The sequence below is a fragment of the Serratia sp. J2 genome (assembly GCF_046269175.1).
GTDB lineage: Bacteria > Pseudomonadota > Gammaproteobacteria > Enterobacterales > Enterobacteriaceae > Chania > Chania fonticola_C.
The window spans coordinates 157,220-175,686 of sequence record NZ_JBKABN010000005.1; the positions used below are offsets into that span (position 1 = coordinate 157,220).

The window sequence follows — 18,467 nt, forward strand, 5'->3', positions numbered from 1 at the left end:
GGGGCAATATGGCATCACTGGCTTACGGTAATTATTGATTTAACGTGTTGATAATCTCAAACAAACGGTCAATTTCCTGGCGAGTGTTGTAATGCATCAAGCCGATCCGCACGATACCGCCACGTTGCTCCAGACCCAGTTGGCGGATTAGCCCCAGCGCATAAAAATGCCCGTTGCCGACACAAATATTGTGCTCTCCCAGCGCTCTGGCAACCGATTCAGGCAGCCCGTGCTCAAACGTCACGGCGAAAGTCGGGGTTCGGCAGTTGGCATCAGGCCGATCGATACCGTACAAACGCGCCCCCCTGACTTGCCGTAGCTTATCCAGGAAATAAGCGCTAAGCGCTTCTTCATGTTGGCTGAGTTGGCTAAAGCTGTCTTGCAAGCGCTGCCGCAATGGCGCACCCGGTTCTCCCCACTGAGCCAGGTATTCGATCGCAGCAGTCACCCCCGCGAGACCTTCAAAACTCTGAGTTCCCGTCTCGAAACGCCCAGGGCCAAGATCGGTGGCCGGCTCGACCTTGTAAGGACGTAACGTTTGCAACCACGGCGTAGCCAGATAGGCAATCCCGACGTGTGGGCCAAAAAATTTATACGCGGAACACAGGAGTATGTCGCAACCCAACGCCTGAACATCAATAAGGCGGTGCGGGGCATAGTGCACTGCATCTACATATACCAAAGCGCCAACCTGGTGTGCCGCCTCGACGATACGCTTTATATCCACGATCGAGCCTGTGGTATTTGACGCATAGGTGACTGCCACCAACCGTGTTTTGGCGTTCATGAGCGCACAAAGTTTATCGACGTCTAACGTACAATCCTGCGTATTAACAGGAACCTGATGGACAACGACCTGTTTATCGGCAGCGGCCTGTTGCCAGCTCGAAACGTTCGCATAGTGATCCAGAGCGGTGACGATCACCTCATCCCCGGCTTGCCAATCCCGGCTGATAGCGCGGCTCAGCTGAAAAGTCAGTGAGGTCATGTTGGCGCCAAAGACAATGTTGTCGGCCGAGTTGGCATTCAAGAACGCCCGCACGGACTCTCTGGCTTGTAACATCACTCGCTCAGTGGCTTTGCTGGAAAAATAATGCCCCCCCAGGTTGGCATTATGGTGGCCCAAATAATCGACCATCTTGTCTAACACCGTGCGCGGGACCTGTGAGCCACCGGGGCCATCAAAGAACACCACGCTTTTTCCTTGATACAGCTGACCCAGAGCGCTGAATTGCGTCCGGCTTTGTTCAGGCGTAAATTTCATGCCACCCTCGCTGTCAGAACAAAAACATCCATATGCCCTTCTTTATCGGTCACGACGGCACGGATTGGGCAGGCGTTATGCCACAGCTTACTATCAGCGATCATGGCAACTTCCCCATTTTCCAACACCTTACGGAAAAATGGCTCTTCGCGATTGCTGTTATAGAGCAGGATATCCCCCCCGACAATGTTATGCCTGTCGATACCGACTATCGCGATATGATCAAAACCATCACGATGGATGCCTTCTGGTGCCACCTGAGTTTCATCATAGGTGGTGGTAATGCGGATTTGGTGGATCTCGATTTCCTGGTTGTTCGGTAGATCATTGCTGTCAACAAAGAGCCCACACATTTCGCGCATGCCCTCATTTTGCCAGGTCGTGGCCAGGAGCGGTTCGAACTGGCGGACAATATTGCCCTGAAAATGGTTGATATCTTCAGTTTGTACAAACTCATGTTTGCCCGTCTCTACCACTTTTCCATCCTGAAAACGCATGACGGAATAACGCCGCAGGCGGTACTTGCCATCCGCATGCTGAGTGTGGGGAAGCGTGTTGAATGAAGGAGCCAGTTGAGCAATCCCCTCCTGGCTAAGATGGGTGATCTGCAGGATATTCTCGTGTTTGTTTAGCATGATGACACCTTATTGAACAGGCCCGTTTTACAACAGAAAATAACAGTAATCATCATTAAAAATAGATAAAGATAATGGGATATCAAATTTCTCATCACAAAAATATGACGTACACCCAAAAAATCAGCACAAGCCGTAAACCGCCACCTTTGGGTTGCTGCGGCAATAAAAAAGGCGCTGCAAAAGCAGCGCCTCAGTGGTAGCCAAGTTATTAACTTACTTGGTGATACGTGCGTGCAGTTCCTGTACCGACGTGACCTGCTCGGTTGGATCGGCCTTCATCGCCATCGAGGTAGCAAAGCCGCCGTTCATCGTGGTGTCGTAGTGCACTTTATACTGCAGCGCACTGCGGCGGATCAGCTTGGAGTCTTCAATCGCCTGACGCCCCGCCGTGGTATTCACGATGTAGGTGTATTCGCCGTTCTTGATGCGGTCCTGAATGTGCGGACGCCCTTCATGCACCTTGTTGACCAGGCGTGGGTTAATCCCCGCTTCGCCCAGCACCACTGCGGTGCCGTGGGTGGCATCCAGTTCAAAGCCCTGCTTGAGCAGGCTGGCAGCCAAATCCACCACGCGAGCCTTGTCCCCACTGCGAACTGACAGCAGCGCACGGCCTTTCTTCATGCCGGAGTTACTGCCCAACATCGCCTTGGAGAAGGCTTCGGCGAAGGTCCGGCCAACGCCCATCACTTCCCCGGTCGAGCGCATTTCTGGCCCGAGGATCGGGTCAACGCCTGGGAATTTGTTGAACGGCAGCACCACTTCCTTGACCGAGTAGTACGGCGGGATGACCTCTTCGGTCACGCCCTGTTCGGCCAGTGATTTACCGGCCATTACGCGCGCCGCCACTTTTGCCAACGCTACGCCGGTAGCCTTGGAAACGAACGGCACGGTACGTGCGGCACGTGGGTTCACTTCGATCAGGTAGACTTCGTTGTTCTTCACCGCAAACTGCACGTTCATCAGACCACGAACCTGCAGCTCAAACGCCAGTTTTTCTACCTGCTGGCGCATCACGTCCTGGATCTCTTTGCTCAGCGTGTAGGCTGGCAGTGAACAAGCGGAGTCGCCGGAGTGGACGCCAGCCTGTTCGATATGCTCCATGATGCCACCAATCAGCACGCGCTCGCCGTCACAGATAGCATCCACATCCACTTCTACCGCGTCGTCCAGGAAGCGGTCCAGCAGCACTGGCGCGTCGTTGGATACGCTGACCGCGTTCTGGAAGTAACGACGCAGGTCGATGTCGTCGTAAACGATCTCCATCGCACGGCCACCCAGTACGTAGGATGGGCGCACCACCAGCGGATAACCGATGCCGGCCGCTTTCTCAACCGCCTGCTCGATGGTTGCCACAGTGGCGTTGGCTGGCTGCTTCAGGCCCAAGCGGTTAACCGCCTGCTGGAAGCGTTCACGGTCTTCGGCACGGTCAATCGCATCAGGGCTGGTGCCAATAATCGGCACGCCTGCCGCTTCCAACTCACGCGCCAGTTTCAACGGGGTTTGCCCGCCATACTGCACGATCACGCCTTTTGGCTTCTCGATACGGACGATTTCCAGCACGTCTTCCAGCGTCACCGGTTCGAAGTACAAGCGATCCGAGGTGTCGTAGTCGGTAGAGACGGTTTCCGGGTTACAGTTGACCATGATGGTCTCGTAGCCGTCTTCGCGCAGCGCCAGCGAGGCGTGTACGCAGCAATAGTCGAACTCGATGCCCTGGCCGATACGGTTCGGGCCACCGCCCAGGATCATGATTTTCGGACGATCGTTGGTCGGGTTGGATTCACACTCGTCTTCATAGGTGGAATACATGTAGGCGGTGTCGGTTGCAAACTCGGCCGCACAGGTGTCCACACGCTTGTAAACCGGGTGCATGTTGAAGCTGTGGCGCAGCTTGCGGATTTCGCTTTCAGCCACGCCAGCCAGCTTGGCCAGGCGCGCATCGGCAAAGCCTTTACGCTTGAGCGTACGCAGGAAATCAGCGTTCAGGCCGTTGATGCCCGCTTCGGCAACCTGCTCTTCCAGACGCACCAGCTCTTCAATCTGCACCAGGAACCAGCGGTCGATGTTGGTCAGGTTGAACACGCCATCGACGGACAGACCGGCGCGGAAAGCATCGGCAATGTACCAAATGCGATCGGAACCCGCATCCTTCAGCTCACGGCGGATCTTGGTCAAGGCTTCCGGATCGTCCAGGCTCACTTTCGGATCGAACCCGGTCGCACCCACTTCCAGGCCGCGCAGCGCTTTCTGCAATGACTCTTGCTGGGTGCGGCCAATCGCCATCACTTCGCCGACCGACTTCATCTGGGTGGTCAGGCGATCGTTGGCACCGGCAAACTTCTCGAAGTTGAAGCGTGGGATTTTGGTGACGACGTAGTCGATGGAAGGCTCAAAGGAGGCTGGCGTACGGCCACCGGTGATGTCGTTCATCAGCTCATCAAGGGTGTAACCCACCGCCAGCTTGGCGGCGATCTTGGCAATCGGGAAGCCGGTCGCTTTCGAGGCCAGCGCCGATGAACGGGATACGCGTGGGTTCATTTCAATCACGATCAGGCGGCCGGTTTTCGGGTTCACCGAGAACTGCACGTTGGAGCCGCCGGTTTCCACCCCGATCTCACGCAGCACCGCCATCGAGGCGTTACGCATGATTTGGTATTCTTTGTCGGTCAGCGTTTGCGCTGGAGCCACCGTGATGGAGTCACCGGTATGGATACCCATCGCATCGATGTTTTCGATCGAGCAGACGATGATGCAGTTGTCATTCTTATCGCGCACCACCTCCATCTCGTACTCTTTCCAGCCGATCAGCGATTCGTCAATCAGCAGCTCTTTGGTCGGGGACAGATCCAGACCGCGCTCGCAGATCTCTTCGAACTCTTCACGGTTATAGGCGATGCCGCCACCGGTGCCGCCCATGGTGAATGACGGGCGGATAATGCATGGGAAGCCCACATCAGCGGCCACCGCCAACGCTTCTTCCATATTATGGGCGATGCCGGAACGCGCCGTGTCCAGGCCAATTTTCTTCATGGCGATATCGAAACGGCGGCGGTCTTCGGCTTTGTCGATGGCATCGGCGGTAGCGCCGATCATGGTGACGCCAAACTCGGCCAGTACGCCCTGACGTTCCAACTCCAACGCACAGTTCAGCGCGGTTTGCCCACCCATGGTTGGCAGCACCGCATCCGGGCGCTCTTTCTCGATGATTTTACGCACCACTTCCCAGTGGATCGGCTCGATGTAGGTGGCATCGGCCATTTCCGGGTCGGTCATGATGGTGGCCGGGTTCGAGTTGACCAGTACGACGCGATAACCTTCTTCACGCAGCGCCTTACACGCCTGGGCACCAGAGTAGTCAAATTCACACGCCTGGCCGATAACGATCGGGCCAGCGCCGAGGATCAGGATGCTTTTTATATCTGTACGTTTTGGCATGGCTTTTCTGGCTCCTGATTATTTGGCGTTGGTACGGTAAGTCTCAATCAGTTCGATAAAGTGATCGAACAGCGGCGCGGCATCGTGCGGGCCTGGGCTGGCTTCTGGGTGGCCCTGGAAGCTGAACGCGGCTTTATCGGTACGATGGATGCCCTGCACCGTGTGGTCGAACAGGGATTTATGCGTGACCCGCAATGTGTTCGGCAGATTATTTTCATCGACGGCAAAGCCGTGGTTCTGCGCGGTGATCATCACGGTATTGTTATCCAGATCCTTCACCGGGTGGTTACCGCCGTGGTGGCCAAGCTTCATCTTCATGGTTTTGGCACCGCTGGCCAGCGCCAACAGTTGGTGGCCCAGGCAGATACCAAATACCGGGATATCGGTTTCCAGGAAACGTTTGATGGCGGTGATGGCGTAATCGCAAGGCTCCGGGTCACCAGGGCCGTTGGACAGGAAGATGCCGTCCGGATTCATTTTCAGTACGTCTTCCGCAGGGGTTTGCGCTGGCACCACGGTGAGGCGGCAGCCGCGATCCACCAGCATACGCAGGATATTACGCTTGGCGCCGTAATCGTAGGCCACTACATGGTAAGGCAGTTCGCCCGCAGGTTTAGCCTCCGGCAAATCGCCTTCCAGCGTCCAGCTCCCCTGTTGCCAGGCGTAAGCTTCTTTGGTGGTGACCTCTTTTGCCAGGTCCATGCCTTTCAGGCCAGGGAAAGCCTTGGCTTTTTGCAGCGCCAGATCGGCATCGGTGAGGTCGCCCGCGATGATGCAGCCGTTCTGTGCGCCTTTCTCACGCAGCAGACGGGTCAGCTTGCGGGTATCGATATCGGCAATCGCCACAATATTGTGACGCTTGAGGTAATCGGCCAGGCCCATTTCGTTGCGGTAGTTGCTGGCAATCAGGGGCAGGTCGCGGATGACAAGGCCTTGAGCATGAACAGCGGAGGATTCTGCGTCGGAATCATTGGTGCCGACATTGCCGATATGAGGATAAGTAAGAGTAACGATCTGGCGGGAGTAGGAAGGATCAGTGAGGATTTCTTGATAACCGGTCATCGAGGTATTGAAGACCACTTCCCCCACTGCCGTACCTTCTGCCCCGATGGCCCGACCGTGGAATTGGGTTCCGTCTTCCAGAACCAATAGCGCTGACTTAATCAAAACACCCTCCGAGGAATAATCAATCACAATATTTGCATATTAATTCAGATTTCACGCCCTAAATCAATGCAAAAACCGCCCTCAAGGCCAATTTTTGGCAAATTGGGCGCATTTTAATGATGAGCGCCCCGCTTGTCTAGATAAAGCGCCATTTTTTTCATTATTTTTGCAGCCTTCAGGGTTTAAAGGGTGTCACAGGCACAAAAACACCAGCAAACTTGACCGGGTAAACGGTTGCGAGACACAGTGACAGAAAAAATGGCTTAAAACAGCTTAAATCTGCGTGGGGAGCAATAAAGATGACATAAAAAACAGGAATAAGACTAGATAACATATAAAAAAAATAGCTACATCATTAAAAATGATCGTAACCCTAATTTTCAATGTTAAAAAAAAGGACAATAAAATTATTGTCCGATTATCATATCATTATGATCAACACAACCACATCACGATGGTGTTCATTAAAATTATAACTGGTCTAAACCGAGCACATCACGCATATCAAACAGCCCATTATGCTGGTTTGATATCCATGACGCAGCACGCACCGCGCCATTGGCAAACGTCATCCGGCTTGAGGCTTTATGGGTGATTTCTACTCGCTCGCCAATATCGGCAAACATGGCGGTATGTTCACCCACAATATCCCCGGCACGAATGGTGGCAAAGCCGATGCTCTTTGGATCGCGCTCACCGGTATAGCCCACGCGTTCGTAAACCGCGCACTCTTTCAGATCGCGTCCCAAGGCACCGGCGATCGCCTCACCCATAGCTAACGCCGTTCCCGAAGGGGCATCGACCTTGTGGCGGTGGTGAGCTTCCACAATTTCGATATCGGTATAATCGCCCATTACCTTGGCCGCTTTTTCCAGCAGCTTGAGCACCACGTTGACGCCCACGCTAAAGTTGGCGGCAAACACGATGCCAATCTGCTGTGCCGCGGCCTGGATCGCCGCTTTACCTGCATCATCAAAACCGGTGGTGCCGATCACCATGGCTTTGCCGTGGGCCACGCAAAACGCCAGATGGGCCAGGGTGCCTTCCGGGCGGGTGAAGTCGATCAGGATATCGAAATCGTTGACAACCTTTTCCAGGTTATCACTGACGGTGACACCCAATGCACCAACGCCAGCCAGCTCACCGGCATCTGTGCCAACCAGGCTAGACCCTGGGCGCTCCAGTGCCGCCCCCAATACCACGCCCTGTGCCTGCTGCACGGCCTGGATCAATTGGCGCCCCATGCGGCCACCGGAACCCGCAATCGCGATGCGGATTTGTGAATCAGTCATACTTCGCTCTCTTTTATGGTCAAAAGCCACTCCTCGGCTATGGGTTCAGGGTAACTTCCCTACCCTATCACTACCAGAGGATTTGCTTACGGATTAGAAAATTATGATATGCCCGGTATGTTATCAGTAACGCTGTCAATTGATTAACAATTACCCGATTAGCGTCAACCTTCTGCAGCTACATAATCATGCACTATTTATGCATTACGATGAATGGCGATAAAGTCGATTTTTGCTCATTCTTCACGCTAAAGGACGAGCCTAATACCGCAACACATAAAGCCTAAGGCAGGTGGGAGACATACAGGTTAGCCGACCGTTGAGCGCATGGATGCGCGATTCGAGCCCCCTGGGACGGGTTCTTCAGTATGGCTCCCTGCTACACGATTAATTACAGCGAGTTAAAACGCAAAACGGGAAGCCAAGGCTTCCCGTTACTTAATGATATTGGCAACGATCAGTCGATCTGCTTGATATCCATGCGCAGTTCTTTCGGCACTTCAAACACGATATTCTCTTCACGGCCGCTGAGCTCCTGCACGTCTTTGCCGCCCAATGCTTTCAAGCGGCTGATGACGTCCTGAACCAGCACGTCCGGCGCAGAGGCTCCGGCGGTGACGCCAATGTTGCTGGCGTCTTTCAACCAGGATTCCTGAATGTCCGCCGCCGAATCGATCAGATAGGCCGGTTTACCCACACGCTGGGCAAGTTCCGCCAGGCGGTTGGAGTTGGACGAGTTCTTCGACCCCACCACCAGCACCAGGTCGGCATCACCTGCCAAGCTGCGCACCGCTTCCTGACGGTTGGTGGTGGCATAGCAGATATCGTCCTTGCGCGGCCCGATAATATCCGGGAAGCGCTTACGCAACGCATCAATAACATCGGAAGTATCATCCACCGATAAAGTGGTCTGGGTCATAAAGCACAGGTTATGCTCGTTCTTCACCTGCAATTGCCAGACATCTTCCGGCGACTCAACCAGGTACATGCCCCCCTCAGGGTTACTGTACTGGCCCATGGTGCCTTCCACTTCCGGATGCCCGGCATGGCCAATCAGGATCGCTTCGGTGCCCTTACGGCTGGCCCGAGCCACTTCCATATGCACCTTGGTCACCAATGGGCAGGTGGCATCAAACAGCATGGTCAGATCGCGGGCCTTAGCTTCGGCCCGAACAGCCTGCGACACACCGTGGGCAGAGAAGATCAGGATCGAGCCGTCCGGCACTTCCGCGATCTCTTCGATAAATACCGCCCCGCGCTCGCGCAGGCTTTCGACCACATAGCGGTTATGCACCACTTCGTGACGCACGTAAATCGGCGCACCATAAATCTCCAGCGCACGTTCTACGATGCTGATCGCACGATCGACCCCGGCGCAGAAGCCACGCGGGTTAGCCAGCAATATTTGCATGCGCTTCCTCCTGCTGCGGATCAATCTCCAGCACTTCGATATCGAAGGTCACCGGATGCCCCGCCAACGGATGGTTGAAATCAACGGTGATCGAATCTTCCGCCACTTCACGCACCACACCAGGCATTTCACTGCCGTCGATGGCGGTAAACAGCATGATGGTGCCAACATCTGGCACGCCGGTTTCGTTAAAATCGCGGCGTGAGAAGAACTGGATCAGATCCGGGTTCTCCGCACCGAACGCGGCTTCCGGTTGCAGGGTAAACGCACATTTGTCCCCTGCCCGCAGGCCGATCAGTTGCTGTTCCAGCGGAGCAGACAGGCTGCCATCGCCCAGGCGGAACAGCGCGGGTTTGCCGTTACCCTGGGTTGATTCCGCGGTCGTTCCATCTGCCAGTTTCAGCGTGAAATGCACCAGCACTGCGCTGTTGCCGTTAACCTGAGCCGTCATATCACTTACCTTCGCTGTTGACGCTTTTCTTCGCCGGCAAGAACCCTTCCAGCACGATCATGGCGGCACCGACGCAGATAAAGCTGTCCGCCAGATTGAAGGTCGGGTAATGCCAGTTGCCGATATAAAAGTCGATGAAATCGACCACAAAGCCATGCCACAGACGATCAAACAGGTTGCCGAGCGCACCGCCGATAATAAAGGCATAGGCGATATTGTTCAGCTTCTGCTGGGCACTGCTGCGATACATCATCACCAGCAGCACCACCACGATGGCGACCGCAATACCGGCAAAGAACCAGCGCTGCCAGCCACCGTGATCCGCCAGGAAACTGAACGCCGCACCGTAGTTACGGGCGTAGTACAGGTTGATTGACGGGAACAACGGCTGGGTCTGGCCCAGCACGAAGTTACTCAGGATCCACTGTTTGCTGAAAAAATCCAGCGCCAGCACCACCACCACCAGCCATAGCCAGCGCAAGCCGGTCGAACTTATCGGTCTACTCATCAGGCGCTTGATCTCAGGCAAAGTTACGTTTTTCGCCGTCACCGGCTACGTTGGTCACACAGCGGCCGCAGAGTTCTGCATGCTCCGCCACCTGGCCGACATCGGTGGTGTAATGCCAGCAGCGCGGGCACTTCTCACCATCCGCTTTGCTGAATGCAATTTTCAGCCCTTTCAACAGTTCGCTCTGCTGCGCATCGGCAGGAGCATCTGCAAACGGTGCTACGCTGGCCGATGAAGTCAGCAACACAAAGCGCAGTTCGTCCTGCAGGCTGTTCAGACGTGCTGCCAGATCGCTATCGGCGTACAGCGTAACCGCCGCCTCCAACGAACCGCCAATGTGCTTGTCAGCACGTGCCTGTTCCAGCACCTTGTTCACTTCTCCACGCACTTTCAGCAAATCGGCCCAGAACGCATCGTTCATGCCTTCGCCTGCTGCCAACCCGAACAGACCGTCGTACCACTCTTCGGTAAACACGTACTGCGTGCGCTCACCCGGCAGGAAGGCCCAGATTTCATCGGCGGTAAACGACATGATCGGCGCCATCCAACGTACCAGCGCTTCCGCAATGTGGAACAAAGCGGTCTGGCAGCTGCGGCGGGCAACGCTGTCGCTTTTCGCGGTGTACTGACGGTCTTTAATGATGTCCAGATAGAAGGACCCCATTTCTACCGAGCAGAACTGCATCAGGCGCTGTACCACTTCGTGGAAATCGTAGTTGGCATAGGCCTGCTCGATATCCTGCTGCGCGGCCATTGCACGGCCTACGGCCCAGCGATCCAGTACCACCATCTCTTCCGGTGCCACGCAGTCAGTGCTTGGATCAAACCCGTTCAGGTTGGCCAGCAGGAAACGCGCGGTATTACGGATGCGGCGATAAGAATCGGCAGCACGCTTGAGGATTTCGTCGGAAACCGCAATCTCGCCGGTGTAATCGGTAGAGGCGACCCACAGACGCAGAATATCGCCACCCAGCTTGTTCATCACGTCCTGCGGGCTGACGGTGTTGCCGATTGATTTGGACATTTTGCGGCCCTGACCATCGACGGTAAAGCCGTGGGTCAGCACTTCTTTGTAAGGCGCTTTACCCTTCATGGCGGTCGAAATCATCAGCGATGACATGAACCAGCCACGATGTTGGTCGGAACCTTCCAGATACATGTCGGCAGAGTGGCCGTTGAATTCTGGACGCACGTCAACCACGGAAGAATGGGTTGAACCTGAGTCGAACCAGACGTCCAGGGTATCTGGCACTTTCACATAATCGGCCGCTTCGGCACCGAGGATATCGGCAGCGTCCAGATCCCACCAGGCCTGGATCCCGTCTTGCTCAACACGCTTGGCCACTTCTTCCATCAGCTCTACGCTGCGTGGGTGAAGCTGCTCGGTGTCTTTGTGCACGAACAGGGACATTGGAACGCCCCAGGTACGCTGACGTGAGATACACCAGTCTGGACGGTTTGCGACCATGGTTTCGATACGCGCCTGGCCCCAATCCGGGATCCATTGCACGCCTTTGATCTCTTCCAGCGACTGCTTGCGCAGACCCTTTTGATCCATGCTGATAAACCATTGCGGCGTGGCGCGGAAGATGATCGGCGTTTTGTGGCGCCAGCAGCACGGGTAGCTGTGTTGCAGTTTTTCCACGTGCAGCAGAGCGCCCTTTTCACGCAGCAACTCAACGATCAGATCGTTGGCCTTGAACACGAACTTGCCGTCCAGCGTTGGATAGGTGCCGGTCAGGTAGCAGCCGTTCGGGCCAACCGGGTTAGCGACTTCCAGGCCGTATTTCTGGCCGATCACGAAGTCATCCGGGCCGTGGCCAGGAGCGGTATGTACGGCACCGGTACCGGCATCCAGCGTAACGTGATCGCCCAGGATCGCCGGCACGTCAAAGCCCATAAACGGGTGGGTGAAGCGCATCAGTTCCAGGTCGCTGCCCTTGCAGCTACCCAGCACTTCCCAATGGCTGATGCCTGCACGTTTCATCACGCTTTCTACCAGGTCCGCTGCCAGGATCAGGCATTGGCCTTCAACCTGTACCAGATGGTAGGTGAACTCTGCATTCAGCGAGATCGCACGGTTGGCAGGCAGCGTCCACGGTGTGGTCGTCCAGATCACCAGTGACACTGGGCCATTAACGCGGGTTACGCCAAATTTGCTGGCCACGGCCGCCGCATCAACCGCGTGGAACGCGACGTCGATGGATGGCGAGGTTTTGTCGTAATATTCAACTTCCGCTTCCGCCAGGGAAGAACCACAGTCCGTACACCAGTGCACCGGCTTGGCGCCTTTGAGCAGATGACCATTGCTGATGATCTTGCCCAACGCACGGATGATGTTGGCTTCGGTTTTAAAATTCATGGTCAGGTACGGGTGATCCCAGTCACCCAGCACCCCCAGACGGATAAAGTCTTTCTTCTGGCCTTCTACCTGCTCGGCGGCATATTCACGACATTTCTGGCGGAACTCTGCCGGTGTCAGTTTCTCACCCGGTTTGCCATACAGTTGCTCAACCTTCAGTTCGATAGGCAGACCGTGACAGTCCCAGCCTGGAACATAAGGCGAATCAAAGCCAGCCATCCCTTTTGACTTGATAATAATGTCTTTGAGGATCTTGTTTACCGAGTGACCAATGTGAATGCTGCCATTCGCATACGGAGGGCCGTCATGCAGAATGAAGGATTTCTTGCCCTTTTTGGCGGCACGAATGATCCCGTACAGATCCTGTTCATACCAACGTGCGAGCATGCCAGGTTCACGCTTGGCGAGATCGCCACGCATCGGGAACCCTGTTTCCGGCAAGTTCAGGGTATTCTTGTAGTCACTCATTAGATTCTCGATCTCGTTTCGGTTCGTAGATTAAGCCGGTGTCTGTAGCCCGAAGAACGTCCGGGCCGTCACCACATCATTGGCGATTTGCTGCTTTAGCGCATCGAGCGAAGCAAAACGCTGTTCATTGCGCAATTTTGCGCGCAGCACCACATCCAGGTGGCGCCCGTAAAGATCCATGGTTACGTCCAGCAGATGCACTTCCAACTGCTGACGTACGCCTGCCACCGTAGGGCGGGTGCCGATATTGGCCACGCCAGGCAAAGGCTCGGGGCCCAGGCCATAAACATCGACGGCATACACCCCTTTCACCGGGGCAACCAGGCGTTTGAGCGGCAGGTTGGCGGTTGGGAAACCAATGGTTCGCCCCAGTTCATCGCCATGCACTACGCGCCCGGAAATACTGTAAGGATGCCCCAGCAGGGTTTCTGCCAGTGGCAAGTCATCATCACGCAGCGCATTGCGGATGGCGGTGCTGCTGATGCGCAGGTCGCCTTCACGGAAGCTTGGCGTGCTGACCACCTCAAAGCCGAACTCTTGCCCGGCAAGCTGTAGCAACGGGAAATCCCCCTGGCGACCAGCACCAAAGCGGAAATCATCCCCCACCATCAGGAATTTCACCCCCAGCTTCTCGACCAGCAGCTCGGCAACGAATGCCTGAGCGGTATGGGCGGCAAAGCGGGGATCAAACTTGACGCACAACAGGTAATCAACCCCGGCCTGCGCCAGGTATTTGGCTTTGTCACGCAAACGCGTGAGGCGGGCCGGAGCCTTATCCGCGGCAAACAGTTCCAGCGGCTGTGGCTCAAAGATCATGACGATTACCGGCAGCCCCAGGCGTAGCCCTTCCTGCTTCAACTGCCCCAACAGCGCCTTGTGACCGCGATGGACGCCGTCAAAGTTGCCGATGGTGAGCACACAGCCACGGTGGCGTGCCCGGATATTATGGATGCCGCGAATTAGCTGCATAGCTGGCCCAACACAGTGGAAATCGGCGGATTATACCTTGTACAGCGGTCAAGGTTAACCCGCGATTGGTTCCTTTGATGTAATAGTCATACCATACCGGAGGATAATCGCCTTAACCACCGTTTATCTGGCCCAATGCGTGCTATATTAGCGCGCTGATAGCGAGCGTGGCTTCTGGCCGACGCTTGAAAGACGGGGGATAACCCACCAGGACCAACAGCTTGCAGACTGTGATGCAAATCACATGGCGATTTTTCTCGTGAAACACTGTATTCCCATGGCTGAAGCTGGTAAAATCCTGCGCCATCACAACGTAGCAAGTGCCGCCCGTACAAACGGCGCTTATTTGCACAAATCCATTGACAAACGAAGGCTAAAAGGGCATATTCCTCGGCCTTTGAATTGTCCTCAATATATATATTTGGGAGTTGGACCTTGGCTAATATCAAATCAGCTAAGAAACGCGCCATACAGTCTGAGAAACGTCGCAAGCATAACGCTAGCCGTCGCTCAATGGTGCGTACCTTCATTAAGAAGGTTGACGCAGCTATCGCAGCTGGCGACAAAGACGCAGCACAAAAAGCATTCCTCGTAATGCAACCACTTGTGGATCGCCAGGCTGCTAAAGGCCTGATCCACAAAAACAAAGCAGCACGTCATAAGTCAAACCTGACGGCGCGTATCAACGCAATGCAATAAGCATTACGTTGTGTGCTTGTTAAAAAAACCGGCCTCGGCCGGTTTTTTTACGCCTGACGTTCAAGCCTACAGCGCGAACAGCGCCGAGAAATCCTTGTTGCACACCCTCTGTACCGCCGGATGCTGGATCATTCGCTCGGCAAAAATGATGTAATACTCTTCCTGCACGCTATCGACACGCCCTATCTCCACCACGTCATCATCGCTATAGGTATCCAGCGCATACAGCGTTGGCGCTACGAAGATCGCGTTGTGGTACAGGCCGAAAGCCTTCATCAGGGCCGCATCGTCAAACTCCCCCAGTATCTCAACCTTGATACCTTGCGTATTGAACCAGTTGAGCAACTTACGCCCCAGCATCGAACGCCTTCCCGGGATCAGCAAGCGGCGCTGTTCCAGACAGGCAGGGAACGGTAAATCGGGTATCGGCTGACGACAGAAGAAACTGACGCCACACTCGCCCAGCTTAAGCGAAAACAAACCTTCCTGCTGGCTAGAGTCAACCGGGCAATCCGACAGGATCATATCCAGCTTATGCTGGCTCAGTTGCTCCAACAGCATCTCATGGGTTGATTCAAAACAGCGCAGGTGGATTTGCTCGTTGTCCACCACCACCGCCGTTTCCAAGACCTGGCTGACCAGACGTTTGGATAGCGCATCCGCTACGCCCACGTCAAACAGCAGGTTAGACTCCTTGCGGTAGTTGACGATATCCAGCATTTCCTGGCTGAGCATAAACATCTTGTCGGCATAGCGGAACACCAGTTGGCCTAGCTCGGAGGGTACCAGCCCGCGCCCCTGGCGTTTGAACAGCTTACCGTTGAGCCGTTCTTCCAGTGCCTTGATTTGGCCGGTGATGGTCTGCGGCGTGAGGAACAGGGCTTCTGCCGCTCCCACGACCGACCCCTCCTTGCAGACCTGCCAGAAGTAATACAGGTGGTTAAAGTTGATATGAGACATTCTCAAAACGTTCTCTCCTTAGGTTTCTCATCGGCAAACGGTCTGCCGTGATGAGCGACAAACTCCCTATCGTTAATTTCGGACAACGCAAAGTTATCTTTAATCCCAATGCAGCGCGGCTGACGAAGCCACGCTGCAGCTACTATTGTAATAGCCCTTCAATAACAAGGGGTAAACACAAAGGTCATCGACTGCGAGGCAAGCTCAAACGCAGCAGGCCGTAGCCCACTACCGCAGCGCTGGTCGATCCCAATAGTATGCCTAATTTGGCATAGGTACTGAGAGCCACATCCGCATCGGCGAAGGCCAATGAGGCAATAAAAATCGACATGGTGAAACCAATACCACAGAGCACGGCCACCGCAAACACCTGTTTAAAGCCGATATCCTGCGGCAAACGGGCAATCCCCAGCTTCACCGCCAGCCAGCAGAAGACGAAAATCCCCAGCGGCTTGCCGATAAACAGCCCGGCAGCAATCCCCAGCGGCAGCAGTGAAGTCAACCCGCTCAAGGACACCCCTTGCAGCGATACACCCGCATTGGCAAAGGCGAACAGCGGCAGGATCAGGAAAGCGACCCAAGGGTGCAGCTCATGTTCCAAGGTTTCAGAGGGAGAAGGCTCACTCTTGGCATTCAGCGGGATCATAAAGCCAACAATCACCCCGGCCAGCGTAGCGTGAACGCCTGACTTGAGGATCGCTACCCACAGCACCAATCCGACCATCATATACAGCGAGGTCTTACCCACTCCCCGCCAGTTCATTAGCGCCAATACCACGATCGCCGCAGCCGCAACGCCCAGCGCCACCATCGAGACCTGATGGGTATAGAACAACGCGATAATGATAATGACCCCAAGGTCATCGATAATCGCCAAGGCCAGCAGGAATACCTTCAGGCTGGTCGGCACCCGGTTGCCCAGCAAGGCCATCACGCCCAAGGCAAAGGCAATATCCGTTGCCGCCGGGATCGCCCAGCCCTGGCGGGTCACTTCATCGGCACCGTTGAACAGCAGATAGATCAGCGCCGGAGCCAGCATACCGCCTAACGCGGCAATCGCCGGGAAGATAGCCTTCTCACGCCCAGCCAGGGAACCTTGCAGCAGTTCGCGTTTGACTTCAAGCCCCACCACCAGGAAGAAAATGGCCATTAAACCGTCGTTAATCCACAGCAGCAGCGGTTTGGCTATTTCCAGCGAGGCGATGCTGACCGCCACGGGTAAATTGAGAAAGGCCTGATACAGCCCCTGTACGGGGGTATTGGCCATGATCAAAGCCACCACGGCAGCAGCGATCAGAATAATGCCGCCAGCGGCTTCTTGACGCAGAAATTGACGAATAATAGTAGTCACAGTACGTCGCTCCAAAATGCCCGTCGTCTTTCAAGCTACAACTCGAAATCCATAGGACATAGATAAAGAGGCAAAGCGCCCCCGGTTTCCAGACAATGAAACGAGTATAGTCGAGTAATCACCTCGAAAAAATCAGTTTATAAATGCAAAACAACTCGATAAAACCGATCTATTTGAGCTATATATCACACTTTTAATAAGGGTATTGATACAGCAAAGATAAAAAAACCCCGGTTTGCTTAAACCGGGGTTTGAGGAGTGATGCGCGGGGAACGTTGATTAACGAGTCAGGTCGTCAAAAAACTTTTTCACGCCGTCGAAGAAGCTTTTCGAACGCGGGCTGTTTTTATCCCCAGAAGGGCCACCCAAACTCTCTTCCAGCTCTTTGAGCAGCTGCTTCTGCTTCTCGTTCAGACTCACCGGCGTTTCTACCACCACGCGGCACAGCAGGTCACCCTGGCTGCCACCCCGGACCGATTTCACCCCTTTGCCACGCATGCGGAACAGTTTACCGGTCTGAGTTTCTGCCGGGACTTTCAGCTTGACGCGGCCATCCAGCGTTGGCACTTCAATCTCGCCACCCAAGGCAGCCATAGCAAAGTTGATCGGCACTTCACAATAGAGGTTATTGCCTTCACGCTCGAAGATCGGGTGAGCACTCACCTGAACCTGAACGTACAGATCCCCTGCTGGTGCACCGTGTTCACCAGCTTCACCTTCACCCGCCAGGCGGATGCGGTCGCCAGTATCTACACCCGCCGGGATTTTCACCGACAGGGTTTTGGATTTCTCTACGCGACCGTGGCCGTGACATTTGTTGCACGGATCCTTGATGATCTGACCACGCCCGTGGCAGTGCGGACAAGCCTGCTGCACGGTGAAGAACCCTTGGCGCATCTGCACCTGGCCCTGACCATGACAGGTCGGACAGGTTGCCGGTGAACTGCCCGGCTTGGCACCGTTGCCATGGCAGACATCGCACTCTTCCAGCGTTGGAATACGGATCTCTTTGGTCACGCCACGCACGGCTTCTTCGAGCGTCAGATCCATGTTGTAACGCAAATCGGATCCACGGCTGGCACGTTGACGGCGTCCGCCGCCAAAGATATCGCCAAACACGTCGCCAAAGATATCGCTGAAGTCGGCACCGCCGCCACCAAAGCCACCACCACCGCCCATACCACCTTGCTCAAAGGCCGCATGGCCGTATTGATCGTAGGCAGCACGTTTTTGATCGTCGGTCAGGATCTCGTAGGCTTCCTTGACCTCTTTAAACTGGCTTTCGGCGTCTTTTTCCTGATTACGATCAGGGTGATACTTCATCGCCAGGCGCTTATACGCCTTTTTGATTTCGCGCTCGTCTGCCGTCTTGGCAACGCCGAGCACCTCGTAATAATCTCTCTTCGCCATTATTTCTCTTACCCTTAACATGCGTGCACGGGCGTAGAGTTGCCTCGACGCCCGTGCTGGTTTCCGGTGACGGCCTGTGGCC

At 55.1% G+C, this 18,467-nt stretch carries 14 protein-coding genes; 1 reads left to right on the top strand and 13 read right to left on the bottom strand.

Going from position 1 to position 18,467, the window contains the following annotated elements; genetic code table 11:
• Window positions 1-31: 31 nt before the first annotated feature.
• From ACKWMY_RS07550 to ribF, 10 genes are all read right to left on the bottom strand, one after another.
• Entirely contained in the window at window positions 32-1,264 is a 1,233-nt protein-coding gene (locus tag ACKWMY_RS07550) for a cysteine desulfurase-like protein (RefSeq protein ID WP_409486123.1), read from the bottom strand.
• Window positions 1,261-1,899 carry a 2OG-Fe dioxygenase family protein gene (locus ACKWMY_RS07555; RefSeq protein ID WP_024527202.1) on the bottom strand — a complete coding sequence of 213 codons (639 nt, stop codon included), beginning with the start codon at window positions 1,897-1,899 and terminating at the stop codon, window positions 1,261-1,263. The genes ACKWMY_RS07550 and ACKWMY_RS07555 overlap by 4 nt, the downstream gene beginning before the upstream one ends.
• Before the next feature lie 216 nt (window positions 1,900-2,115).
• Window positions 2,116-5,337: a carbamoyl-phosphate synthase large subunit gene (gene carB / locus ACKWMY_RS07560; protein ID WP_024527203.1), complete on the bottom strand. Its 3,222-nt coding sequence runs from the start codon at window positions 5,335-5,337 to the stop codon at window positions 2,116-2,118.
• A gap of 18 nt (window positions 5,338-5,355) precedes the next feature.
• Window positions 5,356-6,504, bottom strand: a complete 1,149-nt coding sequence (gene carA / locus ACKWMY_RS07565) for a glutamine-hydrolyzing carbamoyl-phosphate synthase small subunit (RefSeq protein ID WP_029710773.1) — start codon at window positions 6,502-6,504, stop codon at window positions 5,356-5,358.
• A gap of 470 nt (window positions 6,505-6,974) precedes the next feature.
• Entirely contained in the window at window positions 6,975-7,796 is an 822-nt protein-coding gene (gene dapB, locus ACKWMY_RS07570) for a 4-hydroxy-tetrahydrodipicolinate reductase (RefSeq protein ID WP_098928836.1), read from the bottom strand.
• Between the two features lie 457 nt (window positions 7,797-8,253).
• Window positions 8,254-9,207, bottom strand: coding sequence for a 4-hydroxy-3-methylbut-2-enyl diphosphate reductase (gene ispH / locus ACKWMY_RS07575; RefSeq protein WP_199061222.1), 954 nt, complete (start codon window positions 9,205-9,207; stop codon window positions 8,254-8,256).
• A complete protein-coding gene (gene fkpB, locus ACKWMY_RS07580; protein WP_024483572.1) occupies window positions 9,188-9,658 on the bottom strand; it encodes an FKBP-type peptidyl-prolyl cis-trans isomerase in 471 nt (156 codons plus the stop codon). Before fkpB ends, ispH begins: the two co-directional genes overlap by 20 nt.
• Before the next feature lies 1 nt (window position 9,659).
• Entirely contained in the window at window positions 9,660-10,166 is a 507-nt protein-coding gene (gene lspA, locus ACKWMY_RS07585) for a signal peptidase II (RefSeq protein ID WP_024527207.1), read from the bottom strand.
• 13 nt (window positions 10,167-10,179) lie between these two features.
• A complete protein-coding gene (gene ileS / locus ACKWMY_RS07590; protein ID WP_211136156.1) occupies window positions 10,180-12,996 on the bottom strand; it encodes an isoleucine--tRNA ligase in 2,817 nt (938 codons plus the stop codon).
• Window positions 12,997-13,026: 30 nt separating this feature from the next.
• The gene (gene ribF / locus ACKWMY_RS07595) at window positions 13,027-13,965 is read right to left on the bottom strand and encodes a bifunctional riboflavin kinase/FAD synthetase (protein WP_024527209.1); all 939 of its coding nucleotides are present in this window, start codon (window positions 13,963-13,965) and stop codon (window positions 13,027-13,029) included.
• 435 nt (window positions 13,966-14,400) lie between these two features.
• On the opposite strand from ribF, the gene rpsT reads away from it, so the two are divergent.
• Window positions 14,401-14,664 (top strand): 30S ribosomal protein S20, encoded by a 264-nt coding sequence (rpsT, locus tag ACKWMY_RS07600; RefSeq protein WP_024527210.1) that lies wholly within the window; start codon window positions 14,401-14,403, stop codon window positions 14,662-14,664.
• Window positions 14,665-14,730: 66 nt separating this feature from the next.
• Here the strand turns inward: rpsT and nhaR are convergent, their stop codons facing one another.
• The 3 genes from nhaR to dnaJ all read right to left on the bottom strand — a co-directional run bounded on the left by nhaR (window position 14,731) and on the right by dnaJ (window position 18,385).
• Complete coding sequence (nhaR, locus tag ACKWMY_RS07605) at window positions 14,731-15,630, bottom strand: transcriptional activator NhaR (protein ID WP_021179255.1); 900 nt, start codon at window positions 15,628-15,630, stop codon at window positions 14,731-14,733.
• Between the two features lie 178 nt (window positions 15,631-15,808).
• On the bottom strand, window positions 15,809-16,975 hold the full coding sequence (gene nhaA / locus ACKWMY_RS07610; protein WP_024527212.1) for a Na+/H+ antiporter NhaA: 1,167 nt from the start codon (window positions 16,973-16,975) through the stop codon (window positions 15,809-15,811).
• A 279-nt stretch (window positions 16,976-17,254) separates the two neighbouring features.
• Window positions 17,255-18,385, bottom strand: coding sequence for a molecular chaperone DnaJ (gene dnaJ / locus ACKWMY_RS07615; RefSeq protein WP_024527213.1), 1,131 nt, complete (start codon window positions 18,383-18,385; stop codon window positions 17,255-17,257).
• Window positions 18,386-18,467 lie beyond the last annotated feature (82 nt).